The organism is Streptomyces sp. NPDC051907 (assembly GCF_040681075.1).
Lineage (GTDB): Bacteria > Actinomycetota > Actinomycetes > Streptomycetales > Streptomycetaceae > Streptomyces.
Map to the genome: position 1 here is coordinate 18,134 of NZ_JBFAYB010000010.1, position 23,869 is coordinate 42,002.

Below are 23,869 nucleotides of genomic sequence, written 5' to 3' on the forward strand. Positions count from 1 at the left end.
GACCTGTTAACGATCAGGCGGACAGGCTGGCGCGACCCTTGCCACGGCGGGACGCGAGGATCGCGCGGCCGGCACGGGTCCGCATGCGGAGACGGAAACCGTGGGTCTTCGCGCGACGACGATTGTTCGGCTGGAAGGTGCGCTTGCTCACTCGGGGGCTCCAGAAATGATTCGTAGATGGCGGGACATCGCCTGGCTGTCACCGTGCGCCCACGAGAAGCTCGCGATTACGCCCCAGTGCACACCGCTTCACGATCACAGACCGTGATCATTGCCCATCGGAGGCAGGCGGCAGCAGCCATCGACAACTCGACCTGGTTACGGTACGCGCGGCTACGCCATCCGGTCAAACCAGGCCGATGACGGGCTCCACTGTGCACAGGCTGTGGACAACAACTTGAACCGTACGGGTCGGCCTGACTACCGTGGCTGAACTCCGATTCATTTCCTGCCTGTCTTCCCATCCCGTCCCGAGAACCACACATTCGTGGGACGGGACCTGTGAGAGAGCGTGCCTTGTGGCTGATGTACCTGCTGATCTTGCCGCAGTGTGGCCACGAGTGCTGGAGCAACTCCTCGCAGAGGGCCAGCAGGGCATCGAGCCAAAAGACAAGCAGTGGATCGAGCGCTGCCAGCCGCTCGCGCTGGTAGCCGACACCGCGCTGCTCGCCGTGCCCAACGAGTGGGGCAAGCGCGTCCTGGAGGGCCGGCTCGCCCCGCTGATCAGCGAGACGCTCAGCCGTGAGTGCGGCCGCCCGATCCGGATCGCGATCACCGTCGACGACTCCGTGGGCGATGCGCCCGGCCCGCAGGCCCCGCCCGCTCAGCAGCCGCAGGCCCCTCGCTATCAGGGTCCGCAGCACGACGAGCGGCAGAACGATCCGTACGACAGCTATGGGCGCCGGCCCTCAGACGACGGGCTGCCGGACGTCCGCCCCGCCTACCCCGAGTACCAGCAGCAGCGCCCGGAGCCCGGCGCGTGGCCGCGTACTCAGGAGGACCTGTCCTGGCAGCAGCCGCGGCTCGGCGGCTTCCAGGACCGCGACCCGTACGCCACGGCCCGGCCGCGTCAGCCGCAGCACGACTACCGGCAGCCGCAGCCGCCCGAGCGCCAGCCGTACGAACAGCAGCGGCCCGAGCGCCATGACCTCCACGACCACCAGGGCCCGCACCGCGGCGGGCCCGGCGGCTCGACGGGCGGGGCCCCCGGACCGCTGGGAGCGCAGCCCGCGCCGGCGCCCGGCCCGGGAGAGCCGCACGCCCGGCTGAACCCGAAGTACCTCTTCGACACATTCGTCATCGGCGCGTCCAACCGGTTCGCGCACGCCGCGGCCGTGGCGGTCGCCGAGGCGCCGGCGAAGGCGTACAACCCGCTGTTCATCTATGGCGAGTCGGGGCTCGGCAAGACCCACCTGCTGCACGCCATCGGGCACTACGCGCGCAGCCTCTATCCGGGCACGCGGGTGCGGTACGTGAGCTCGGAGGAGTTCACCAACGAGTTCATCAACTCCATTCGCGACGGCAAGGGCGACACCTTCCGCAAGCGCTACCGCGATGTGGACATCCTGCTCGTCGACGACATCCAGTTCCTGGCGAGCAAGGAGTCGACGCAGGAGGAGTTCTTCCACACCTTCAACACGCTCCACAACGCCAACAAGCAGATCGTGCTCTCCTCGGACCGGCCGCCCAAGCAGCTGATGACGCTCGAGGACCGGTTGAGGAACCGTTTCGAATGGGGCCTCACCACCGACGTACAGCCGCCGGAGCTGGAGACGCGGATTGCGATCCTGCGCAAGAAGGCGGTGCAGGAGCAGCTCAACGCTCCACCGGAGGTGCTGGAGTTCATCGCGTCCCGGATCTCGCGGAACATCCGCGAGCTCGAGGGCGCGCTGATCCGTGTGACCGCCTTCGCCAGCCTCAATCGGCAGCCGGTGGACCTCGGGCTCACCGAGATCGTGCTGAAGGACCTGATCCCCGGCGGCGAGGACGCGGCGCCCGAGATCACGGCGAGCGCGATCATGGCGGCGACGGCCGACTACTTCGGGCTGACAGTGGAGGACCTCTGCGGATCCTCGCGCAGCCGCGTGCTGGTGACGGCCCGGCAGATCGCGATGTACCTGTGCCGCGAGCTCACGGACCTGTCGCTGCCGAAGATCGGCGCGCAGTTCGGCGGCCGCGACCATACGACCGTGATGCACGCGGACCGCAAGATCCGCGCGCTGATGGCCGAGCGCCGCTCGATCTACAACCAGGTCACCGAGCTCACCAACCGCATCAAGAACGGCTGACACAGGGCACGGGGCACAGGGCACACCTGGCAGGGCAGTCCGCCGGCCGCCCTGCGCCGGGCCTGCGGCCCCGCCTCACGGCCTCCACAGCCGCCGCGGAACGCCTTCGAGGGCGCTCTGGGACTCACGTCCCGGGGCGCCCTTCGTCGTTCCGCGATCTATAGCGGCTCCCGGGCAGTCGCTGCCCACGCTCGCGGACGTGGCCGACCGGGCCCGTCGCGCCGCAGACATCGCCGCAGGCGTCGCTGGGGAGGTCTCTGTGGACGTCGCCATAGGCGTCGCAGGAGCGCTCGCAGACACCGTTCCGGGCCCTGAAAAGGCTCCGCAGAGGCTCAGAGGAGGGCCCGCCGCGCCCCCACCGCCCACCCGCGGACGCCTCCCGGACGCCCTCGGGACACCAGCAGTGTTCGAATACGTGCCGAGGGGAAGCCTTTCTCCACAGATCTGGGGACGATCTTCCGTCCACAGCCTGGGGACTGGGAAGTTGTCCAGACTGCGTCCACAGGTGCGTCCGCCGAGACTTGATCACCCCAGGTCAGGCGCTTGTGGATTTGTGGTCAACCGCGTTCCACAGACTGTGGACACAGAAATCGTCCACAGGGCTCGATCGCGCTTGTCCACCGGCGGCCCACAGGCAGGGCCGTGTTGCCCACAGCTTCTCCACACCCCTGTCCACTGTTCGGCAACGAAACGCCCGTGCTCACCGGGTCGAGTGAAAGCCGTCACACCAACGAGGCCGGTTGGGCTGTGGGGAACGTGGGTAAAGCTGGGGACAGCTCTGGGGAGAAGTCCCCTCGGGCTGTGCATCGGATGTGCAGAACTTTCGCGCGTCCACAGAAGGACCGGGTTGTCCACCGGTCCCACCCACAGGCCCGGTGGACAAAAAAGTGGGTCTGACCTGCGCAGACGACGTTATCCACCGTTTCCACAGGCCCTACTACTACTCCCACTTAGAGTTACCGGGAAATTCGCTTCGAAGAAGGCCCTGTGCACAACTCGAGCCCGGAGCCCCCCACGCCTCTCGCCACGACTTGACCCCGACCCGCACCGACTGTCAGCGGCGTACGTCAGACTGGTCCCCGGCGATACAGCCGACGACGAAGGCCAGCAGGGCGAGCCAGCAACAGCAGGAGGCGGTTCCGGTGAAGATCCGGGTGGAGCGCGATGTACTCGCGGAGGCGGTGGCCTGGGTGGCCCGTAGCCTTCCGGCCCGTCCGCCGGCGCCTGTGCTCGCCGGCCTCCTTCTGAAGGCCGAGGACGGCGCGCTCAGCTTCTCGAGCTTCGACTACGAGGTCTCGGCCCGCGTCTCCGTCGAGGCCGAGATCGACGAGGACGGCACCGTCCTGGTCTCCGGCCGGCTGCTCGCCGACATCTGCCGCGCTCTCCCCAACCGCCCGGTGGAGATTTCCACAGACGGTGTACGGGCGACCGTGGTCTGCGGCTCCTCGCGGTTCACACTCCACACCCTGCCTGTGGAGGAGTACCCGGCGCTGCCGCAGATGCCGACCGCGACCGGTACCGTCCCCGGCGAGGTCTTCGCCTCCGCCGCCGCCCAGGTCGCCATCGCCGCGGGCCGCGACGACACGCTGCCCGTCCTGACCGGCGTACGGATCGAGATCGAGGGCGACACCGTCACCCTCGCCTCCACCGACCGCTACCGCTTCGCGGTCCGCGAGTTCCTGTGGAAGCCGGAGAACCCGGACGCCTCCGCCGTCGCCCTGGTGCCCGCCAAGACGCTGCTGGACACCGCCAAGGCACTGACCAGCGGCGACACCGTCACGCTGGCGCTGTCGGGCTCGGGTGCGGGCGAGGGTCTGATTGGTTTCGAGGGCGCGGGCCGCCGGACCACCACCCGTCTGCTCGAAGGCGACCTGCCGAAGTACCGGACGCTGTTCCCCACCGAGTTCAACTCGGTCGCCGTCATCGAGACCGCGCCCTTCGTCGAGGCCGTCAAGCGCGTGGCCCTGGTCGCCGAGCGGAACACCCCGGTGCGCCTCAGCTTCGAGCAGGGCGTGCTGATTCTGGAGGCCGGCTCCAGCGACGACGCACAGGCTGTGGAGCGAGTGGACGCGCAGCTGGAGGGCGACGACATCTCGATCGCCTTCAACCCGACGTTCCTGCTCGACGGACTGAGCGCGATCGACTCGCCGGTCGCCCAGCTCTCCTTCACGACCTCCACCAAGCCGGCGCTGCTGAGCGGCAGGCCCGCCGTGGACGCCGAGGCCGACGAGGCGTACAAGTACCTGATCATGCCGGTGCGCCTGAGCGGCTGACCCCACAGGTGTGCAACCGCGTCCGGGCGTAGGCTCGGACGCGGGAACGAACAGCACACAACGCTTAAGGAATCTCTGATGGAGCTCGGTCTCGTCGGTCTCGGCAAGATGGGCGGCAACATGCGCGAGCGCATCCGCCGCGCAGGCCACACCGTCGTCGGTTACGACCGCAACCCTGACCTCGCCGACGTCCACAGCCTCGAGGAGCTTGTGGGCAAGCTGAAGGGTCCGCGGGTCGTATGGGTGATGGTTCCGGCCGGAGCCGCGACCCAGTCGACCGTCGACGAGCTGGCCGAGCTGCTCCAGCCGGGCGACGTCGTGGTGGACGGCGGGAACTCGCGCTGGACCGACGACGAGAAGCACGCGGAGGAGCTCGCCGCCAAGGGCATCGGCTTCGTCGACTGCGGAGTCTCCGGCGGCGTCTGGGGCCTGGAGAACGGCTACGCCCTGATGTACGGCGGCGACGCCGAGCATGTCGCGCGCGTCCAGCCGGTCTTCGACGCCCTCAAGCCCGAGGGCGACTTCGGCGCCGTGCACGCCGGCAAGGTCGGCGCGGGCCACTTCGCGAAGATGGTCCACAACGGCATCGAGTACGCCATGATGCAGGCCTACGCCGAGGGCTGGGAGCTCCTGGAGAAGGTCGACTCCGTCACGGACGTACGCGAGGTCTTCCGCTCCTGGCAGGAGGGCACGGTCATCCGTTCCTGGCTGCTCGACCTGGCGGTCAACGCCCTGGACGAGGACGAGCACCTGGACAAGCTGCGCGGTTACGCACAGGACTCCGGCGAGGGCCGGTGGACTGTGGAGGCGGCGATCGACAACGCCGTTCCGCTGCCCGCGATCACCGCGTCGCTGTTCGCGCGGTTCGCGTCGCGTCAGGACGACTCCCCGCAGATGAAGATGATCGCGGCGCTGCGGAACCAGTTCGGCGGCCACGCGGTCGAGAGCAAGTAGCAGTCCCTTAGCCGGGGGAGGTCGGCGCACATCCATGCACGTCACGCATTTGTCGCTGGCCGACTTCCGCTCGTACGCCCGGGTCGAGGTCCCGCTCGATCCGGGCGTCACCGCTTTCGTGGGGGCGAACGGGCAGGGCAAGACCAATCTCGTCGAAGCGGTCGGCTATCTCGCGACGCTGGCGAGCCACCGGGTCTCCTCGGACGCGCCGCTGGTGCGGATGGGGGCGGACCGGGCCGTGATCCGGGCGGCCGTGACGCAGGGCGAGCGCTCGCAGCTGATCGAGCTGGAGCTCAACCCCGGTAGGGCCAACCGCGCCCGAATCAACCGGTCCTCGCAGGTCAGGCCGCGTGACGTGCTGGGGATCGTACGGACTGTGCTCTTCGCGCCGGAGGATCTGGCGCTGGTGAAGGGCGATCCCGGCGAGCGACGACGCTTCCTGGACGAACTGATCACCGCGCGCTCGCCGCGGATGGCCGGGGTGCGGTCGGACTACGAGCGAGTGCTCAAGCAGCGCAACACCCTGCTGAAGTCGGCGGCGATGGCGCGGCGGCACGGCGGGCGCGGAATGGACCTGTCCACGCTGGACGTGTGGGACCAGCATCTGGCGCGGGCGGGGTCGGAGCTGCTCGCGCAGCGGATCGATCTGATCGCCACGATGCAGCCGCTGGCGGACAAGGCGTACGAGGCGCTGGCGCCCGGGGGCGGTCCGGTCTCGCTGGAGTACCGTTCCTCCGCCGATGGCGTGGGCGGAGGCTTGGGCGCGAGCGGGCGGGTCGAGCTGCGGGCCGAGCTGTACGAGCAGCTGATCGGCGCGCTCGCGGAGGTCCGCAAGCAGGAGATCGAGCGGGGCGTCACGCTGGTGGGACCGCACCGGGACGAGCTCGTGCTCAAGCTCGGCGAGATGCCGGCCAAGGGGTACGCGAGCCATGGCGAGTCCTGGTCGTACGCGCTGGCGCTGCGGCTGGCCTCGTACGACCTGCTGAGGGCGGAGGGCAACGAGCCCGTGCTCGTCCTCGACGACGTCTTCGCGGAGCTGGACGCGCGGCGCCGGGAGCGGCTGGCGGAGCTGGTGGCGCCCGGCGAGCAGGTGCTGGTGACGGCGGCCGTCGACGACGATGTGCCAGGGGTGCTGGCGGGCGCGCGGTACGCGGTGGCGGACGGGGCGGTGGAGCGCGTATGAGCGAGGAGCCCGAGAAGGTCCCCGAAGCCTCCGGCGTCGACCTGGCGCGGGTCGCGCTGCGCGCGGCGAAGGAGCAGGCGAAGGCGCGGGGCGCGGCCGCGCAGCAGAAGAAGCAGGCGAGGCGGGGCGGCGGGCTGCGGTCCGGGGCGCGGGCGGACGGACGGGATCCGCTTCCGCTGGGCGCGGCGATCAACCGACTGATCACCGAGCGCGGCTGGGAGACGCCGGCGGCGGTCGGCGGGGTCATGGGCCGCTGGCCGCAGATCGTGGGCGAGGACCTGGCGAAGCACTGCGAGCCGCTGCGGTACGACGAGGACCCGGAGGAGCGGGTGCTCACGGTGCAGTGCGACTCGACGGCGTGGGCGACGCAGCTGCGGCTGCTGGCGCCGCGGCTGGTGGCCCGCCTCAACGAGGACCTGGGCCATGGGACGGTCCGTCTGATCAAGGTGCTGGGGCCGGGGGGGCCGCGAAAGGGGTATGGGCCGTTGCGGGCGCCGGGGAGCTTGGGGCCGGGGGACACGTACGGCTGAGGCGGGGGGTTCTCCCCCACCCCGCCCCTTCCCGAAACCGTGGGCTCCGCCCCCGGGCCCCCTCTCCGGGGCTCCGCCCCGGTCCCGAGGGCGGAGCTTCGCGCCGCGGGGGCGGCGGAGGGCGGGTTCGCGGCGATCCCGCCGCCTTCGGTACGGCAGCTTCGCGCCGTGAGGACGAGGCGTCTTGGCTGGCGGTGCGTGCCGGGCCGGCGCTGAGGCGTCCCGGTGGGGCAGGGGCTCCCCGTTCTCCTGCCCCCGGCGCGGCAGCTTCGGGCCGGTCCCGAGCCGTCCAGCGCTCACGGCGATCCCGCCGCCCTTCGGTACGGCAGCTTCGCGCCGGGGCCGACGAGGTCTCTCCGCTGGCAGTGCGTGCCAGGCCCCGAGCCGTCCACCGCCACGGCGAGCACGCCCCCTCCCTGAAGCGGCAGCTTCGCGTGCGGCCCGAGGAGGAGTTGCCCGGTGCCCCCGCCCCCCCTCGAAGCCGCCGCTTCCCGCAGCATCCCGAGCCCGCGGCCCGGACACCGCGTCAGCCCGAGGTGGAGCCCTCGAGCTCACTCCCCCCGTGGCCCAGCGCCGCACTATCGCGCCGTTCCGTCCGGCCGCCGCTCCAGCCCCCTTTGCCCGCAGATCCGGGGCCCTTGAGGCGCAAGGGGTATGTGTCCCACTGTGGGAGAAAGCGCGTGGGATGTGTGAGGCGTCCCTCACCGTAGCCAACGGTTGACAGGCCGAAGCGCTCAATGCCCGTGTGAGCCTCTTGGAGCCCCTTCCCGAATATGGGGAGTCGGACCGACTGGGTTCAGGGCGGCACATGCGGACTCAGCTACCGGCAAACCCCCATTCGTGTCAGCGGTACCGGTAGACTGGTGCACAATCCCGCCCACTCGCGGAACATGTCGAACGACGCAGCCGCTCCCGCCTGCCCGGAGAACGGCTTGTGCTGTGCCAGAAAGGGCGCTTCGTGGCCGATTCCGGCAACCCCAACGAGAACATCCCGTCCACCGACGCCGGCGGGAACGGCGAGGTCACCGCCTCGTACGACGCCAGCGCCATCACCGTCCTCGAGGGCCTGGACGCGGTCCGCAAGCGCCCCGGTATGTACATCGGCTCCACCGGCGAGCGCGGTCTTCACCACCTCGTCTACGAGGTCGTCGACAACTCCGTCGACGAGGCGCTGGCCGGTCACGCGGACACGATCGACGTGACGATCCTGGCCGACGGCGGCGTCCACGTCGTGGACAACGGCCGTGGCATCCCGGTGGGCATCGTCCCCTCCGAGGGCAAGCCGGCCGTCGAGGTCGTCCTGACCGTGCTGCACGCGGGCGGCAAGTTCGGCGGCGGAGGCTACGCGGTCTCCGGCGGTCTGCACGGCGTGGGCGTCTCCGTAGTGAACGCGCTGTCGTCGAAGGTCGCCGTAGAGGTGCGGACCGACGGGCACCGTTGGACGCAGGACTACAAGATGGGCGTCCCCACCGCCCCGCTGGCCAAGCACGAGGCCATCGAGCAGACCGGTACCTCGGTCACCTTCTGGGCCGACCCGGAGATCTTCGAGACCACCGAGTACTCCTTCGAGACGCTCTCGCGGCGCTTCCAGGAGATGGCGTTCCTCAACAAGGGTTTGACGATCAAACTCACCGATGAGCGCGAGTCGGCCAAGGCCACCGCGGGCGCCGACACCGCCGAGGAGCCGGACGAGGAGCAGGTCCGCACGGTCACGTACTACTACGAGGGCGGCATCGTCGACTTCGTGAAGTACCTCAACTCCCGCAAGGGCGAGTTGATCCACCCGACCGTCATCGACATCGAGGCCGAGGACAAGGAGCGCATGCTCTCGGTCGAGATCGCGATGCAGTGGAACTCGCAGTACACCGAAGGCGTGTACTCCTTCGCGAACACGATCCACACGCATGAGGGCGGCACGCACGAAGAGGGCTTCCGAGCCGCTCTGACGGGCCTGGTCAACCGGTACGCGCGCGACAAGAAGCTGCTGCGCGAGAAGGACGACAACCTCTCCGGCGAGGACATCCGCGAGGGTCTGACCGCGATCATCTCGGTCAAGCTGGGCGAGCCGCAGTTCGAGGGCCAGACCAAGACCAAGCTGGGCAACACGGAGGCGAAGACCTTCGTCCAGAAGGTCGTGCACGAGCACCTCACCGACTGGTTCGACCGCAACCCCAACGAGGCCGCGGACATCATCCGCAAGTCCATCCAGGCGCAGACCGCGCGCGTCGCGGCCCGCAAGGCCCGCGATCTGACGCGCCGCAAGGGCCTGCTGGAGTCCGCCTCGCTGCCGGGCAAGCTGAGCGACTGCCAGTCGAACGACCCCACGATGTGCGAGATCTTCATCGTCGAGGGCGACTCCGCCGGCGGCTCCGCGAAGTCCGGCCGCAACCCGATGTACCAGGCGATCCTGCCCATCCGAGGCAAGATCCTGAACGTCGAGAAGGCGCGGATCGACAAGATCCTGCAGAACACCGAGGTCCAGGCGCTGATCTCGGCCTTCGGCACCGGAGTCCACGAGGACTTCGACATCGAGAAGCTCCGCTATCACAAGATCATCCTGATGGCGGACGCCGACGTCGACGGTCAGCACATCAACACCCTGCTGCTGACCTTCCTGTTCCGCTTCATGCGGCCGCTGGTCGAGGCCGGGCACGTGTACCTCTCGCGTCCGCCGCTCTACAAGATCAAGTGGGGCCGGGACGACTTCGAGTACGCGTACTCCGACCGTGAGCGCGACGCCCTGGTCGAGCTCGGCAAGCAGAACGGCAAGCGGATCAAGGAAGACTCGATCCAGCGCTTCAAGGGTCTGGGCGAGATGAACGCCGAGGAGCTGCGCATCACCACGATGGACGTGGACCACCGCGTCCTCGGCCAGGTCACGCTGGACGACGCGGCGCAGGCCGACGACCTGTTCTCGGTGCTGATGGGCGAGGACGTCGAGGCGCGGCGCTCGTTCATCCAGCGCAACGCCAAGGACGTTCGCTTCCTCGACATCTGAGTCGGTCTCAGCTGACCGCACGAAAGGACTGACGACCAGCAATGGCCGACGAGAACACCCCTGCCACGACTGAAGAAGAAGAGCCGACTCTGCGGATCGAGCCCGTCGGGCTCGAGACCGAGATGCAGCGCTCTTACCTCGACTACGCGATGTCCGTCATCGTGTCCCGCGCGCTGCCCGACGTACGGGACGGCCTCAAGCCCGTTCACCGGCGCGTGCTGTACGCGATGTACGACGGCGGCTACCGGCCCGAGAAGGGCTTCTACAAGTGCGCCCGCGTGGTCGGCGACGTCATGGGCACGTACCACCCCCACGGCGACTCCTCGATCTACGACGCCCTGGTCCGCCTCGCCCAGCACTGGTCGATGCGGATGCCGCTGGTGGACTCCAACGGCAACTTCGGATCTCCCGGCAACGACCCGGCGGCCGCCATGCGGTACACCGAGTGCAAGATGATGCCGCAGTCCATGGAGATGCTGCGGGACATCGACGAGGAGACCGTCGACTTCCAGGACAACTACGACGGCCGCAACCAGGAGCCGACGGTCCTCCCGGCGCGCTTCCCGAACCTGCTGGTCAACGGCAGCGCCGGCATCGCCGTCGGCATGGCCACCAACATCCCGCCGCACAATCTGCGCGAGGTCGCGGCCGGCGCCCAGTGGGCGCTGGAGCACCCGGAGGCCACCCACGAGGAGCTCCTCGACGCGCTCATCGAGCGGATCAAGGGCCCCGACTTCCCGACCGGCGCGCTGGTCGTGGGCCGCAAGGGCATCGAGGAGGCGTACCGCACCGGTCGCGGCTCCATCACGATGCGCGCGGTCGTCGAGGTCGAGGAGATCCAGAACCGCCAGTGCCTGGTGGTCACGGAGCTTCCGTACCAGACCAACCCGGACAACCTCGCGCAGAAGATCGCCGACCTGGTGAAGGACGGCAAGATCGGCGGCATCGCCGACGTCCGCGACGAGACCTCCTCGCGCACCGGCCAGCGCCTGGTCATCGTGCTCAAGCGGGACGCGGTCGCCAAGGTCGTCCTGAACAACCTGTACAAGCACACCGACCTGCAGACCAACTTCGGCGCCAACATGCTGGCCCTGGTCGACGGGGTGCCGCGCACGCTCTCCCTGGACGCGTTCATCCGTCACTGGGTGCACCACCAGATCGAGGTCATCGTCCGGCGGACGAAGTTCCGCCTGCGCAAGGCCGAGGAGCGCGCGCACATCCTGCGCGGTCTGCTCAAGGCGCTGGACGCGATCGACGAGGTCATCGCGCTGATCCGGCGCAGCGACACGGTCGAGGTCGCGCGCGAGGGCCTGATGGGCCTGCTCACGATCGACGAGATCCAGGCCAACGCCATCCTCGAGATGCAGCTGCGCCGGCTCGCCGCCCTGGAGCGGCAGAAGATCGTCGCCGAGCACGACGAGCTCCAGGCGAAGATCAACGAGTACAACGCGATCCTGGCCTCGCCCGAGAAGCAGCGCCAGATCGTCAGCGACGAGCTGGCCGTCATCGTCGAGAAGTTCGGCGACGACCGGCGCTCCAAGCTGGTGCCCTTCGACGGCGACATGTCCATCGAGGACCTGATCGCCGAGGAGGACATCGTCGTCACCATCACGCGTGGCGGCTATGTGAAGCGTACGAAGACGGACGACTACCGCTCGCAGAAGCGCGGCGGCAAGGGCGTACGCGGTACGAAGCTGAAGGAAGACGACATCGTCGACCACTTCTTCGTCTCCACCACGCACCACTGGCTGCTGTTCTTCACCAACAAGGGCCGGGTCTACCGGGCCAAGGCGTACGAGCTCCCGGACGCCGGCCGTGACGCCCGCGGCCAGCACGTCGCCAACCTGCTGGCCTTCCAGCCGGACGAGCAGATCGCCGAGATCCTGGCGATCCGCGACTACGACGCCGCTCCCTACCTGGTGCTCGCCACCAAGGGCGGCCTGGTGAAGAAGACCTCGCTGAAGGACTACGACTCGCCCCGCTCCGGCGGCGTCATCGCGATCAACCTCCGGGAGACCGAGGACGGCAGCGATGACGAGCTGATCGGCGCCGAGCTGGTGTCGGCCGAGGACGACCTGCTGCTCATCAGCAAGAAGGCCCAGTCGATCAGGTTCACTGCGACGGACGATGCGCTTCGCCCGATGGGCCGTGCGACATCGGGGGTCAAGGGGATGAGTTTCCGCGAGGGGGACCAGCTCCTCTCGATGAATGTCGTCCGGCCCGGTACGTTCGTGTTCACTGCCACTGATGGCGGGTACGCGAAGCGGACCGCCGTCGACGAGTACCGCGTCCAGGGACGCGGCGGCCTCGGCATCAAGGCCGCCAAGATCGTGGAGGACCGCGGTTCGCTCGTGGGCGCGCTGGTGGTCGAGGAGACCGACGAGATCCTCGCCATCACGCTCGGCGGCGGTGTGATTCGTACGCGAGTCAACGAAGTCAGGGAGACGGGCCGTGACACCATGGGCGTCCAACTGATCAACCTGGGCAAGCGCGATGCCGTCGTCGGCATCGCTCGTAACGCCGAGGCCGGCCGCGAGGCCGAAGAGGTCGAAGGGGCCGACCCGGTCGAGGAGACCGAAGAGGTCGAAGGGACTGAAGCGGCCGACGTCGAGACGGCTGAGGCGGTGGCGGAGGGCACTGAGCCCTCGGCCGGGGAGCACGAGGAGTAGAGCGTGAGTGGAGCCACGGGCGCCGGATCGGCCGCATCCGGAGCGAACGGTGCCCGTGGCCCTGCCGCGGACTCCCAGGCTGGGGACGCCCCCGCCGACAGCAGGGGGAATACGGTGACGGACACCAGGGGGGCACAGCCGCCCTACGAGATGTACAGCGGCGAGCAGCCCGCCCCGCAGCAGGGCGGCCAGCCGTACCACCCGCCGCAGGCGTATCCCTCGCCCCAGGGCGGCGGCACGCAGGGCGGTCAGCAGCAGCCCGGTCAGGCCGGACAGCCCGGACAGACGGCCGCCGCGGTGCGCCATCCGCGGACGGGCGCCAGGACGACTCCGCGTACGCGCAAGGCGCGGCTGCGGGTGGCCAAGGCCGACCCGTGGTCGGTGATGAAGGTCAGCTTCCTGCTCTCCATCGCGCTGGGCATCTGCACGGTCATCGCCGCCGCGGTGCTGTGGATGGTCATGGACGCCATGGGCGTCTTCTCCACGGTCGGCGGAACGATCAGCGAGGCGACCGGGTCCAACGAGAGCAACGGGTTCGACCTTCAGTCGTTCCTCTCGCTGCCGCGGGTCCTCATTTTCACCTCGGTCATCGCCGTGATCGATGTGGTGCTCGCCACAGCCCTGGCGACGCTCGGGGCCTTCATCTACAACCTCTCCGCCGGTTTTGTGGGCGGCGTCGAGCTCACGCTCGCCGAGGATGAGTGAGCACGGACAACCGATTTTGGGACTGGCCCCGACGTGCGCTAATCTTCATGAGTCAGCGCGCAGCGCGGCGGGGCTATAGCTCAGTTGGTTAGAGCGCATCCCTGATAAGGATGAGGCCACAGGTTCAAATCCTGTTAGCCCCACTTTCACAGATCGGCCCGGACGGTGATTCACCGTCCGGGCCGATCTCGTTGTCGTCTCAGATGGCTCTATAGCGATCTCCAGCTGATCCCTTTGCCCATGGCTGGAGTTGAGACGTACGTTGGTGTGTACGTAGGTCACCGATCGGTATCGGTCGGTGTGTATAGTCGAGCGCCAGAAGTCCTCATACGTCAAGGAAAGACGAGGTCGCGCGGTGAAGAAGCTTCTCCTGGTCGCACTGGCCGCCATCGGCGGGCTCCTCGTGTACCGCCAGATCCAGGCGGATCGCGCCGAGCAGGATCTGTGGACGGAGGCGACCGACTCCGTGCCCGCAGGTTCGGGTGTGTGAGACGTAAGCTGTCTTGATCACGAAGCCCCGGTCGCGCAAGCGGCCGGGGCTTCGTGCTGCCTGCCCTTCGGGTGGGCTTTCGTGTTCTTGAGGCCGTCGGCGGCCCCCGGGTGCCGTCGGCCGCGCGCTGGCCGTCTGCGACCGATGTTGATGTTGCGTGACCGTGACAGCCGCAGTCTTGAGTTCACCTCCGCAAATCACTAGCTTGCGAGAGCAAAGCTGATGGCTATAGCGGCTGCGCAGCGGGGGCTGCTCGGGAGGGGACGCGAGTGAGGACACGACGACGCCTGGGGGGACGGCGCCTGGCCGGACGACTTCTTGGGGCGGGGGCGACGGTCGGAGCGGTGCTGCTGGCCCTGGCAGCGGGGCCGCTGCCGACCGCTGGGGCCGCAGGGGTCGATGGGGCCCGTGGGGCCGCTGAGGCCGCTGGACGGCCTCTCAAGGCCTATGGAGGGGCCGAGGCCGTCGCCCTGCCCGCCGAGGCGAAGAACGGGCTGGTGATGGTCCTCGACTCCTCCGGCTCCATGGCCGACGACGACGGCGCTGGCAGAAGCCGGATGGAGTCTGCCCGCTCGGCCGTCGCAACCGTCGTGGACGCCCTCCCCGACGGCTTCCCCACCGGACTGCGGGTCTACGGCGCGGACCAGCCGAAGGGCTGCACCGACACCCGCCTCGCCCTGCCCGTGCGCCCGCTCGACCGCGCCGGCATGAAGCAGGCCGTGGGCGCCGTGCAGCCCAAGGGCGACACGCCCATAGGGCTGTCGTTGCAGAAGGCCGCTCAGGACCTGCCGAAGGCCGCCGGCGGGGCGATCGGGACGCGCACGATCCTGCTGATCTCCGACGGCGAGGACAACTGCGGTGCTCCGCGGCCCTGCGAGGTCGCCGAGCGGCTCGCCGAGGACGGCGTCGGGCTGCGCATCGACGCCGTCGGATTCCAGGTGCGGGGCGCGGCGCGGGAGCAGCTTGAGTGCGTCGCGAAGGCGGGCAACGGCCGCTACTACGACGCCCCCGACGCCCAGTCGCTCGCCCGCCAGCTTCAGCGCTCCGCGCAGCTGTCGGCGGACGGGTACCTCTTCCGCGGCAAGCCGGTCGGGGGCTCGCTGACGCGCGACGCGGCCCCCGCCCTGGTGCCGGGGCAGTATCTGGACACGATCGGTCCCGGCGAGAAGCGGTACTACGCGGTCGACTTGGACGACCGGTCCACGGTCGACTTCTCGGCGACGGCGGTGCCGCAGCCCGGTGCGACGGTCGACGTCTTCGACGTACTGCGCACGAGGATCGCGTACGACGACGACAGCGCCTGTGAGCAGAGCGCCGAGCAGTTCCTCCAGAAGGAGGGGGCGACTCCGCTGACCTCGGCCGTCGCCCGGATCCCGAGCGCGAAGGGGAGCTCGCGATGCGACGAGGCGGGCCGGTACTGGCTCGTCGTCGAGCGCGAGACCCAGCGAGGATCGGATGCCGCGCGCTGGCCGCTGGAGCTGACGTACGGCGTCGAGGAGCCGCTGGCCGCGGAGGTGACGCCCGCTCAGTCGCAGCCGGAGTACGGCAAGGGCGGCAAGGACGCCACGCTGCCGACCGGCGACCCCCGGGACGTGCGGGGCGGCACCGGCTTCAACGACGCGCAGGAGATCGGTCCTGGCGTGTGGCGCGACAGGCTCCTGCCCTCGCAGACCCTCTGGTACAAGGTGCCGGTCGGCTGGGGGCAGCAGCTGAGGTACGACGTGGAGTTCGCCAACGAGCCGACCGTGGACGGCGGTTCGGTGCTGTCCCACGGAGCGACCGAGGTCTATACGCCGGCGAGGTCGCCGGTCGGCGGCGGCACCGGGGAGTTCACCCAGCAGACGATCTATGACGGCCGTCCCGCGGCGCTGGAGATGGGCACCGTGCCCGTCGCCTGGACCAACCGCTATGAGCCCCACCCCAACGTCTTCCCCGTCCACGCCACGGGCGGCTTCTACATCGCCGTCACGCTGGGCGCGAGGGCCGCGGAGATCGCCGAGAACCCGCGGATCGGCGTGGTGCTGCGGGTGGCGGTCCTCGGCGACGAGCTGGCCGGGCCGCAGCACAACGCTCCCGTGCTGGCTGAGAAGCCCGACAAGAGGGGTGATTCGGCGGCCAGGAGGGACAGCGAGGCGACCGCCGGGGCAGGATGGTCCGGCACTGCCCTCGCAGCGGCAGGCGGCGCCGCGGTCGTCCTGATCGTGATTCTGGTGCTCGTACTGGTACGGCGGACAAGGAGAAGCGCGTGAACAGGCGGCGCGAGCGCGGCTGGGGCCGGGCGACGCTGGCATCCATAGCGGCCATGTGCGCGGTGGCGGCGCTGCCCGGGCAGTCGTGGGCGGCCGCGGAGCACCCGTACGCGTTCGACAGCGAGGCGAAGCCCGTCCAGGGCGCCGCGGTCAACAGCGACGGGCCGACCCTGGAGGCCGGATCCGTCTACAAGGACACGATCAAGCCGGGCGAGAAGCGCTACTACCGAATCGACCTGGACGCCAAGGCCAGCGCCTATGTGTCGGCCGTGGCCGTCCCCAAGCTCGGCACGAAGGTCGCCTATGGCGACAAGCTCGCGGTGAGCATCGAGGACCGCTCGGGCGTCAAGTGCGGCGACGACGACGCCATGTTCCGTACCGGGGCGTTCGCCCGCCCCGTGGCCGCCTACGCGGACCGCACGATCGACAAGTCGAGCAGCAGCTGCCAGGAGTCCGGCGCGTACTACGTCCTCCTCCAGCGGACGAGCCAGGCCACCTCCACACCCGAGCCGTGGGAGGTGGAGATCCGTTTCGCCTCCGAGCCCGGGCTGACGGAGTCCGCGCCCACGGCGCCGCCCGAGAACTGGCCGTCCGCCTCCCCTGCCGCGCCCGCCGGAGGCCCGCAGAAGCGCGCCGGAGGCGCCGGCTTCGCGGAGGCCACCAGCCTCAAGCAGGGCGAGTGGCAGGACGAGATCGTCCCCGGCCAGACGCTCTTCTACCGCGTGCCGGTGGACTGGGGGCAGCAGATCTTCGCCAGCGCCGACCTGGGCAGCAGCACGGCCACCGACAGCTCCAAGAGCGTGTCCAACGCCCTGGTGCTGTCCCTGCACAACCCCGCTCGCGGGCACGTCGACGAAGAGGCGGGAGTGATCTACGACGGCAAGCAGAAGTCAGTCGCCCTGGAGCCGCTGCCGCCGGTGGCGTACGAGAACCGGTACGACTCCGCCGGCAGCGACGCCGCCATGCGCTTCGCCGGCTGGTACTACCTGTCGGTCACGCTCAGCCCAGAGATCGCGGATGCCTACGGCAAGCAGGCGCTGCCGTTGACCCTGCGGGTGAACGTCGACGGCAAGCCCAAGCCCGCTCCCGCGTATGCCGGGCCCGCCGGGGAGTTCGAGGTCTCCGACGACGACAAGAAGGCGGCGGACACCGGGAAGAGCGCCTCCGCGGCTGCCGACACCAGCACGATGAAGCTGGTCGGGGCGGCCGGGATCGGGGCCGGGACGGTGCTGGTGCTGGGCCTCGGGGCGTGGATGCTGCTGGCGCGGCGCCGGACGCCGGAGCCGGCTGCGCCCGGGGGCTACCCTGCGCCGATGCCGGGGCAGCCGGGTCTGGGGCAGCCGATGCCGGGGCAGTTCGGTCAGCCGCCGGTGCAGGGGCACGGTATTTCGGGGCCGTACGGTCAGGCGCCCGGGCCCTACGGCCAGCCGCCCGCCCAGTAGCCCAGGGCGCGGACCGACCAGCCAGCCGAGGCCAGAAAGGGTCAGGCCAGGCGTGGGTCAGGACTGGGTCAGAGCCCAGATGCCGACCGCGAAGCAGACCAGGGCCACCAGCAACACCGGGATCGCGACCCTCGGGGGCGGTCCCGGTCGTTTCTGTGCCGCGGAAGGTGGAACCTGCGCGCTCTGAGCGGTGTAAGCACGAGTAGGAGCAGGTTCGTACTGCACCGGGGCGATCTGCTGAGGAGGGGGGAAGCCGTGCGCGGGTACGGGGGCGGTCGTGGGCGTCGGGGTGGGCGTTGGCGTTGGCGTGGGGGTCGGCGTGGGCTCCGAGGCCGCGGGCATGGGAGGCGGTGTGGACGGCTGGGCCGCGTAGGGCAGTTGTGGAGGCTGCTGGGCGGGGTGCTGGGCCGGCTGCTGCACATGCTGCTGTACGGGTACGGACTGCTGTACGGGAGGCTGTGCCGCCTGCTGGGCGAACGGCTGCTGCTGCGGCGGCGGGGCCAGGTGGAAGCTGCCCGTCTCGGACGGCGGAAGCGGCGGCTGCGCGGGGACCTGGAGGGAGGGCTGTACGGGGGGCTGGGAAGTCTGTCCTGTCAGCGGGGCCTGGGCCTGGGGCTGCGGCGGGATCTGAGGGGCCGCCGCCGGGCTGGCGGGGCTCGCGGCCGGGCCGGTGGGGTCGAAGCCGGAGGGGAGCGGACCGATCTGGTCGAAGACCTCGACCGGCTCGTCGTCGGCGCCCGCGTCGGGAAGCAGTTCGACGGCCGCCGTGAGCGCCTTGCGCGCGCCCGTGGCCGTACGGAACCTGGCCTGCGGATCGGGCTGCAGCAGACCGGCGAGGACCTGCCACAGCGGCTCCGGGATGCCCTGGGGAGCGCCCGGGGTGCCGTTCTTGGCGAAGTGCTCGATCAGGGCGCGGGAGTCGGGCTTCTTGCCCTGGAGCAGATAGAGCGCGACCAGACCGACCGCGAAGAGGTCGGCTGTGAAGTCCGGCTCCGCGCCCATCATCTGCTCGGGCGCGAAGTAACCGGGCGTGCCCACCACATAGTTGGTCTCGGTCAGCCGGGGCTCGCCCTTGCGCATGGAGATCCCGAAGTCGGACAGCCGCAGATGCGGCCGCCCGGTTCCGGTGGCCTCCAGCAGGACGTTGGCCGGCTTGATGTCGCGGTGCACGACCCCCTCCGCGTGCACCGCGGCGAGTCCGGACAGCAGCTGGTCGAGCAGGGTGCAGACGAAACGGGGAGGCAGCGGGCCGTAGTCGCCGATGAGGTGCGCCAGCGATCCGCCGCTGACCAGGTCCATCGTGAACAGCACCTTGTCGTCGTCCGCGGCCCAGCTGGCCGGGGCGAGGACATGGGGATGGTCGATCCGCAGAGCCTGCTCCCGCACAAAGCGCAGCAGGGTGTGCGCATCGCTCTGCTGCAGGACCTTGGCCGCCACATAGCGGCGCCGCCGATGGTCCCAGGCACGCCAGACCGCACCGACGCCACCACGTCCGATCGGGTCGATCAGTTCGTACCGACCAGCGAAGACCTCACCCATTGTGCTGCGCCAGCTCCCGTTCCCTCGTGGAGGCGTGCTGCTGCCTCGGTCAGCCCTGGTGCGACTCGTAGTGGGCGACGGCGTCCGCGGTGCGTCCGGCGCCGTATACCCGGAGGAACTCTGCCAGTTCGGGGTGGCTCGGGGCGAGGGAGTCAGCGGCATCGATGATGTCGCCTGCCGCGGAGACGGAGCGCAGCAGCGACTGGATCTCCCGTACGACGCGACGCACGGTCGGGGCGCCGGAGCTGCTGGTGCTCTGGCTGGTGCCGGTGAGAACGGAGCCGCCCTGGGACTTCTTGACCTCTTCCATCCGGTCGGTGGCCTCGACGGCGCTGACGCTGCCGTCGGCGACCTGGCTCGCCAGCTCCTGGAGCGCCTGGACGCGCTGGACGACCGCTGGATTGCCGATCTTGGCCCGCTGACCGCTCATCAGCTGCGAGAGCATCGGCGCCGACAGGCCCAGCACGCCGGCGAGGCGGGCCTGGTTCAGGCCCAGGTCGTCGATGAGACGGCGGAAGAGCGCCCCCAGCGGCTCTCCGTACCAGCTGCGCTGCAGCTCTCTGGCTCTGGCCGTCGTTTCCTGCTGTGCCGCGTCCATGTGCGTCTCCCCATCGCTTCCCCAAGCGGGCTTCGCTGCTGCGAACCTCGACGAGCATCTTACGGAGCGTGGTCGCCCACCGGGAGTCCCAATCCTTTTGCAGGATCCAGGGGGTGAACCGGTACTCTGGTCTGCGGCGGTGGCCGAGGCAGTGATCTGCTCGGCTGTCTCCGCACTTCCGGGGCCTTAGCTCAGTTGGTAGAGCGCTGTCTTTGCATGGCAGATGTCAGGGGTTCGACTCCCCTAGGCTCCACTTGACTACACCCCTCTGACCTGCGAAAACGCGGTCAGAGGGGTTTTTCTGTTCTATTTGCCGTGCTGATGTGCCGGCACGGGAGTGCTGACGCGATCTCCGAGTGGCCCGCACGTGCGGGGCTTGGCGTGGGCTTCGTTCGCCCGATGGATCCTCCGGGTGCGAGGCCGTGCCTCCACCCAGGGAAGCGAAACAGCTTTGTCATGCCAGCCGCATCCCGTACTCGCGCCGCGGATCGGGCCGGGATTGGCCCGTCCGGGTGGTGTTCATCCGAAGAACTGCGCACGCGCGGCGTCGGTCCCCCACTTCTCGAGATGCGTACACATCATGAGAAAGGTATGTAGATCGCTCAACCCGAAAGCGAGGGGTCATGGCCGCCCTCAAGGTCAGGAATCTGTGGACCGTCTTCATCGCAGCGTTCGTCGCGCTGCTTGCCTCGGTGGGACTCACCACCGCTGCCGCCGCCGTGCGGCGGTCGTCCGCGCCGAAGCCGGCGCAGCCGCAGCAGCCGGGTCGCGCCGGAGAGCAGACCGCCGAGTCGACCGCTGAGTCGACCTCCGAGCCGACATCCGAGTCGACCGCCGGGCGGATCGCTCAGCGGACCGACGAGCGGGCTGAGGGGAGGACCGGCAGAAAGCGGGCCGACGGGCGGGCCAGCCGGGTGTTCGTGCCCGCGCCGAGTACGCGGACCGGCGTCAGGACGAGTACGCGGCTGACGGCGAAGCCCGCCGTTCGGCCCAGTACACGGTGGGTTCCCACCGCGCGCGACCGGTCGCTGCCGCCGACGATCAAGCAGCGCATCGGCGCCGAGGCGCACGGCGCGTGTCCGGCCGCCCGGCAGCTGCCCGTGCTCGAGTCCGACGGCGCCGATACGGGCCGCAGCAGCTCGGACTCCGCACCCGCGCCCGCCGCCGAGCCCGAGCTCGCCGCGGCAGCGTGAGGCGCCGGGAGCGTCTGTTCCTCCCGGCGCCTTCAGCCCCACGGGCGGTGTCCGATCAGCGACGTTCGTCGCGGTCAGAAGCCTCCGCCTCGGCCTGCTTCGCCTGCACCTCAGGGTCGAGATCCTGCGGGCTGCCGTCGACGGACGACAGCCGGCCACGGTCTGAGACCTCCGTGGCAGCGGGCGGCTCGACCAGCCAGTCGGGGTTGGCCTGCTTGTCCCACCACTTCCAGGCGATGAAGACGCCTCCGACCACCGCGCCGACGATCGCCAGCACCTTGGCCGCATGTCCGGCCTTGGCGCGCCGTTCGCGCTTCCTGACCAGCTTGTGGATGTCCTTCGCCGTCACCTGTCCGCGCAGCGCGGCCAGTGCGGCGACAGAGCGAGCCGTGGCCTCTTCCTTTACGGGCTGAGCGACGGCGACCGCGTGCTCGACACGCGGAACGGTGTAGTCAGCCGCCTGACGAGCGGCCTTGCGGGCCTGATACGCGGCCCGGTGGGCGGCCTCGTCGACCTTCGGCGGCACATGCGGCGCGACGCGCGCGTCGTACTGAGCACGGGCCTGACAAGCGGCCTGAGAGACTTTTGGCGCGAGCCGTACGCGCGCCTCGTGTGCGTAGTGCGCGGCCTGGTCCTTGGCCGTGCCGGCGTAAGGCGCCACCACTTCCGCGGCGTGCAGCACGCTGTCCTTCGCCGAACCGGTCGCGGCGCGCACGCTGTCCATGCGGGTCACGGGATCCTCCTCCTCGGTGGCGTTCTCGGGTGCTCGGGGTTCATCCCCTGTGGGGCACAGATTCGCCTTTCCACCCGTTTGAAAATCATGCCTGTAGAGAGCTGCCTCGGCATGCGGGGCGGGCATCCGGGTCATGTCGGGACCTTTGTGGACGACGATGCCACCTTTCGCCGCGCCGTGCGCCGCTTGTGGGTGGTCTCGGCGGCTTTTCTCCGTCGGGGGCGCTCCACGTGCGAGGATCGTCGGACGCAGGGAAGACGTCAGCGTGAGACGTCGGCGGAGGATTTACGGAAGGCGAATCGTGGCCGAGCAGCTTTACGCCACCTTGAAGACCAGCCAAGGCGACATCGAGATCCGGCTCCTGCCGAACCACGCGCCCAAGACGGTCAAGAACTTCGTGGAGCTCGCGACGGGCGAGCGCGAGTGGGTCAACCCGGAGACCGGCAAGAAGTCGAAGGACCGGCTGTACGACGGCACGATCTTCCACCGGGTGATCAGCGGCTTCATGATCCAGGGCGGCGACCCGCTGAGCAACGGCACCGGCGGCCCCGGCTACGAGTTCGCCGACGAGTTCCACCCCGAGCTCGCCTTCGACAAGCCGTACCTGCTGGCCATGGCAAACGCGGGCCCGGGCACCAACGGCTCCCAGTTCTTCATCACCGTGTCGCCCACCGCCTGGCTGACCCGCAAGCACACCATCTTCGGCGAGGTCAGCACCGATTCGGGCAAGCGGGTGGTGGACGCCATCGCGGGCGTCCGCGCCAACCCGCGCACGGACCGCCCCCTCGACGACGTCGTGATCGAGTCCGTCGTCGTGGAGCGCCGAGAGCGCTGAGTCCCCCGGGGAACCAATCCGCCCCGTCCGTCCGTAAGGATGGACGGGGCGATGTGTTGACCTCGTCGGATCGACCAGGAGATTGAGGGGACCTCATGGACCAGGCGCCAGGCAGTCCGCAGGAGTCGCAGGGCGCCCCCGGCGTGCCCAGCTGCTACCGCCATCCGGACCGTGAGACCGGCATCAGGTGCACCCGCTGCGAGCGGCCGATCTGCCCGGACTGCATGGTCAGCGCGTCCGTCGGGTTCCACTGCCCGGACTGTGTGCGGACCGGCTCCGGCACCGGCCACTCGCCGGGCGCCAACCGACCGCGCACCATCGCGGGCGGCGCGGTGGTGCCCGACCCCCATCTGGTCACCAAGATCCTCATCGGGCTCAATCTGGCGCTCTTCGTGGCGGTGCTCGTCACCAGGGACCTCGTCGACCGGCTCTATCTGATCGGGCTCGCCGGCAACCCGCGGATCGGCGAGGTGGTCGGGGTGGCGGACGGCGAGTGGTACCGCCTGTTCACCTCGATGTTCCTGCACGAGGCGATCTGGCACCTCGCCTTCAACATGCTGGGCCTGTGGTGGCTCGGCGGCCCGCTGGAGCAGGCGCTGGGGCGCGTGCGCTTTCTCGCGCTCTATCTGCTCTCCGGGCTGGCCGGCAGTGCGATGACGTACGCCCTCACGGAGCCCTACGAGGCCTCGCTCGGCGCTTCCGGCGCCATCTTCGGCCTGCTCGGAGCGACCGCCGTGCTGATGCGCCGGCTGAACTACGACATGCGGCCCGTCATCGCGCTGCTCGCGCTGAACCTGCTCTTCACCTTCACCTGGTCGGGCATCGCCTGGCAGGCGCACATCGGCGGTCTCATCGCAGGCGCCGTCATCGCCTTCGGCCTGGTGCACGCGCCGAGCAAGCGCCGCGATCTCGTGCAGTTCGGGACCTGTGCCTTGGTGCTGGCGGCGAGCCTGGTGACCATCGTGGTCAGGACCGCCTCGCTCACCTGAGCGGGAGCTTTCCCCAAAGTTGTCCACAGCGTGTGCTGGATCTTGTGCAAGCCGTGGGGAACACGTGTGCCCCTTGTCGCCGATCTGGGTTTTCCCAGTAGGGACAAGGGGCCGCGTACTTCACCGGCATGGCCGATGCGATCACACCGGCGTCAACGTTCAGAGAGTTATCCACAGATCGTCTGACCTTTTCCCCACTGT

Annotated in this window: 18 protein-coding genes and 2 tRNA genes; 16 read left to right on the forward strand and 4 right to left on the reverse strand. The window is 69.5% G+C overall.

Annotated features, from left to right (window positions below; translation table 11 throughout):
* Positions 1 to 13 precede the first annotated feature (13 nt).
* On the reverse strand, positions 14 to 151 hold the full coding sequence (gene rpmH, locus AB0M39_RS09205; protein ID WP_010985740.1) for a 50S ribosomal protein L34: 138 nt from the start codon (positions 149 to 151) through the stop codon (positions 14 to 16).
* Positions 152 to 518: 367 nt separating this feature from the next.
* Between rpmH and dnaA the strand changes: the two genes are divergently transcribed.
* The 12 genes from dnaA (at position 519) to AB0M39_RS09265 (ending at position 17,781) form a co-directional block, all read left to right on the forward strand.
* Entirely contained in the window at positions 519 to 2,288 is a 1,770-nt protein-coding gene (gene dnaA / locus AB0M39_RS09210) for a chromosomal replication initiator protein DnaA (RefSeq protein WP_365361853.1), read from the forward strand.
* Positions 2,289 to 3,430: 1,142 nt separating this feature from the next.
* Positions 3,431 to 4,561: a DNA polymerase III subunit beta gene (dnaN, locus tag AB0M39_RS09215; RefSeq protein ID WP_365361855.1), complete on the forward strand. Its 1,131-nt coding sequence runs from the start codon at positions 3,431 to 3,433 to the stop codon at positions 4,559 to 4,561.
* 78 nt (positions 4,562 to 4,639) lie between these two features.
* Positions 4,640 to 5,515, forward strand: a complete 876-nt coding sequence (gene gnd / locus AB0M39_RS09220) for a phosphogluconate dehydrogenase (NAD(+)-dependent, decarboxylating) (RefSeq protein WP_365361857.1) — start codon at positions 4,640 to 4,642, stop codon at positions 5,513 to 5,515.
* Positions 5,516 to 5,549: 34 nt separating this feature from the next.
* Positions 5,550 to 6,698 (forward strand): DNA replication/repair protein RecF, encoded by a 1,149-nt coding sequence (gene recF, locus AB0M39_RS09225; protein WP_365361859.1) that lies wholly within the window; start codon positions 5,550 to 5,552, stop codon positions 6,696 to 6,698.
* Complete coding sequence (locus AB0M39_RS09230) at positions 6,695 to 7,228, forward strand: DciA family protein (protein WP_365361861.1); 534 nt, start codon at positions 6,695 to 6,697, stop codon at positions 7,226 to 7,228. Before recF ends, AB0M39_RS09230 begins: the two co-directional genes overlap by 4 nt.
* 934 nt (positions 7,229 to 8,162) lie before the next feature.
* On the forward strand, positions 8,163 to 10,226 hold the full coding sequence (gene gyrB / locus AB0M39_RS09235; RefSeq protein WP_365361863.1) for a DNA topoisomerase (ATP-hydrolyzing) subunit B: 2,064 nt from the start codon (positions 8,163 to 8,165) through the stop codon (positions 10,224 to 10,226).
* 41 nt (positions 10,227 to 10,267) lie between these two features.
* Positions 10,268 to 12,895: a DNA gyrase subunit A gene (gyrA, locus tag AB0M39_RS09240; RefSeq protein WP_365361865.1), complete on the forward strand. Its 2,628-nt coding sequence runs from the start codon at positions 10,268 to 10,270 to the stop codon at positions 12,893 to 12,895.
* A gap of 114 nt (positions 12,896 to 13,009) precedes the next feature.
* Positions 13,010 to 13,600 carry a DUF3566 domain-containing protein gene (locus AB0M39_RS09245; RefSeq protein WP_365361867.1) on the forward strand — a complete coding sequence of 197 codons (591 nt, stop codon included), beginning with the start codon at positions 13,010 to 13,012 and terminating at the stop codon, positions 13,598 to 13,600.
* A 69-nt stretch (positions 13,601 to 13,669) separates the two neighbouring features.
* Positions 13,670 to 13,743, forward strand: a tRNA-Ile gene (locus AB0M39_RS09250).
* 212 nt (positions 13,744 to 13,955) lie between these two features.
* On the forward strand, positions 13,956 to 14,090 hold the full coding sequence (locus AB0M39_RS09255) for a DLW-39 family protein (RefSeq protein ID WP_003958712.1): 135 nt from the start codon (positions 13,956 to 13,958) through the stop codon (positions 14,088 to 14,090).
* A 344-nt stretch (positions 14,091 to 14,434) separates the two neighbouring features.
* Entirely contained in the window at positions 14,435 to 16,339 is a 1,905-nt protein-coding gene (locus tag AB0M39_RS09260; protein ID WP_365361869.1) for a VWA domain-containing protein, read from the forward strand.
* Positions 16,336 to 17,781: a hypothetical protein gene (locus AB0M39_RS09265; RefSeq protein ID WP_365361871.1), complete on the forward strand. Its 1,446-nt coding sequence runs from the start codon at positions 16,336 to 16,338 to the stop codon at positions 17,779 to 17,781. Before AB0M39_RS09260 ends, AB0M39_RS09265 begins: the two co-directional genes overlap by 4 nt.
* Before the next feature lie 57 nt (positions 17,782 to 17,838).
* On the opposite strand, the gene AB0M39_RS09270 is transcribed toward AB0M39_RS09265, so the two are convergent.
* Together AB0M39_RS09270 and AB0M39_RS09275 are read right to left on the reverse strand one after the other, a co-directional pair.
* Positions 17,839 to 19,320 carry a serine/threonine-protein kinase gene (locus tag AB0M39_RS09270; protein WP_365361873.1) on the reverse strand — a complete coding sequence of 494 codons (1,482 nt, stop codon included), beginning with the start codon at positions 19,318 to 19,320 and terminating at the stop codon, positions 17,839 to 17,841.
* Positions 19,321 to 19,369: 49 nt separating this feature from the next.
* Positions 19,370 to 19,918, reverse strand: coding sequence for a DNA-binding protein (locus AB0M39_RS09275; protein ID WP_365361875.1), 549 nt, complete (start codon positions 19,916 to 19,918; stop codon positions 19,370 to 19,372).
* 180 nt (positions 19,919 to 20,098) lie between these two features.
* On the opposite strand from AB0M39_RS09275, the gene AB0M39_RS09280 reads away from it, so the two are divergent.
* Positions 20,099 to 20,171 (forward strand) — tRNA-Ala (locus tag AB0M39_RS09280).
* Between the two features lie 370 nt (positions 20,172 to 20,541).
* Positions 20,542 to 21,111: a DUF6344 domain-containing protein gene (locus AB0M39_RS09285; protein WP_365361877.1), complete on the forward strand. Its 570-nt coding sequence runs from the start codon at positions 20,542 to 20,544 to the stop codon at positions 21,109 to 21,111.
* A 55-nt stretch (positions 21,112 to 21,166) separates the two neighbouring features.
* Here AB0M39_RS09285 and AB0M39_RS09290 read toward each other — a convergent pair whose 3' ends face one another.
* Positions 21,167 to 21,844 carry a DUF5324 family protein gene (locus AB0M39_RS09290; protein WP_365362034.1) on the reverse strand — a complete coding sequence of 226 codons (678 nt, stop codon included), beginning with the start codon at positions 21,842 to 21,844 and terminating at the stop codon, positions 21,167 to 21,169.
* A 301-nt stretch (positions 21,845 to 22,145) separates the two neighbouring features.
* On the opposite strand from AB0M39_RS09290, the gene AB0M39_RS09295 reads away from it, so the two are divergent.
* Positions 22,146 to 22,679 carry a peptidylprolyl isomerase gene (locus tag AB0M39_RS09295; protein WP_365361879.1) on the forward strand — a complete coding sequence of 178 codons (534 nt, stop codon included), beginning with the start codon at positions 22,146 to 22,148 and terminating at the stop codon, positions 22,677 to 22,679.
* Positions 22,680 to 22,774: 95 nt separating this feature from the next.
* Complete coding sequence (locus AB0M39_RS09300; RefSeq protein WP_365361881.1) at positions 22,775 to 23,668, forward strand: rhomboid family intramembrane serine protease; 894 nt, start codon at positions 22,775 to 22,777, stop codon at positions 23,666 to 23,668.
* The last annotated feature ends 201 nt before the right edge of the window (positions 23,669 to 23,869 follow it).

Excerpts from the sequence above, each read along its gene's own strand:
- AB0M39_RS09285 (WP_365361877.1), top strand. The coding sequence starts at position 20,542 with ATGGCCGCCCTCAAGGTCAGGAATCTGTGGACCGTCTTCATCGCAGCG.
- AB0M39_RS09300 (WP_365361881.1), top strand. The coding sequence starts at position 22,775 with ATGGACCAGGCGCCAGGCAGTCCGCAGGAGTCGCAGGGCGCCCCCGGC.
- gyrA (WP_365361865.1), top strand. The coding sequence starts at position 10,268 with ATGGCCGACGAGAACACCCCTGCCACGACTGAAGAAGAAGAGCCGACT.
- recF (WP_365361859.1), top strand. The coding sequence starts at position 5,550 with ATGCACGTCACGCATTTGTCGCTGGCCGACTTCCGCTCGTACGCCCGG.
- AB0M39_RS09230 (WP_365361861.1), top strand. The coding sequence starts at position 6,695 with ATGAGCGAGGAGCCCGAGAAGGTCCCCGAAGCCTCCGGCGTCGACCTG.
- AB0M39_RS09270 (WP_365361873.1), bottom strand. The coding sequence starts at position 19,320 with ATGGGTGAGGTCTTCGCTGGTCGGTACGAACTGATCGACCCGATCGGA.
- gnd (WP_365361857.1), top strand. The coding sequence starts at position 4,640 with ATGGAGCTCGGTCTCGTCGGTCTCGGCAAGATGGGCGGCAACATGCGC.
- AB0M39_RS09275 (WP_365361875.1), bottom strand. The coding sequence starts at position 19,918 with ATGGACGCGGCACAGCAGGAAACGACGGCCAGAGCCAGAGAGCTGCAG.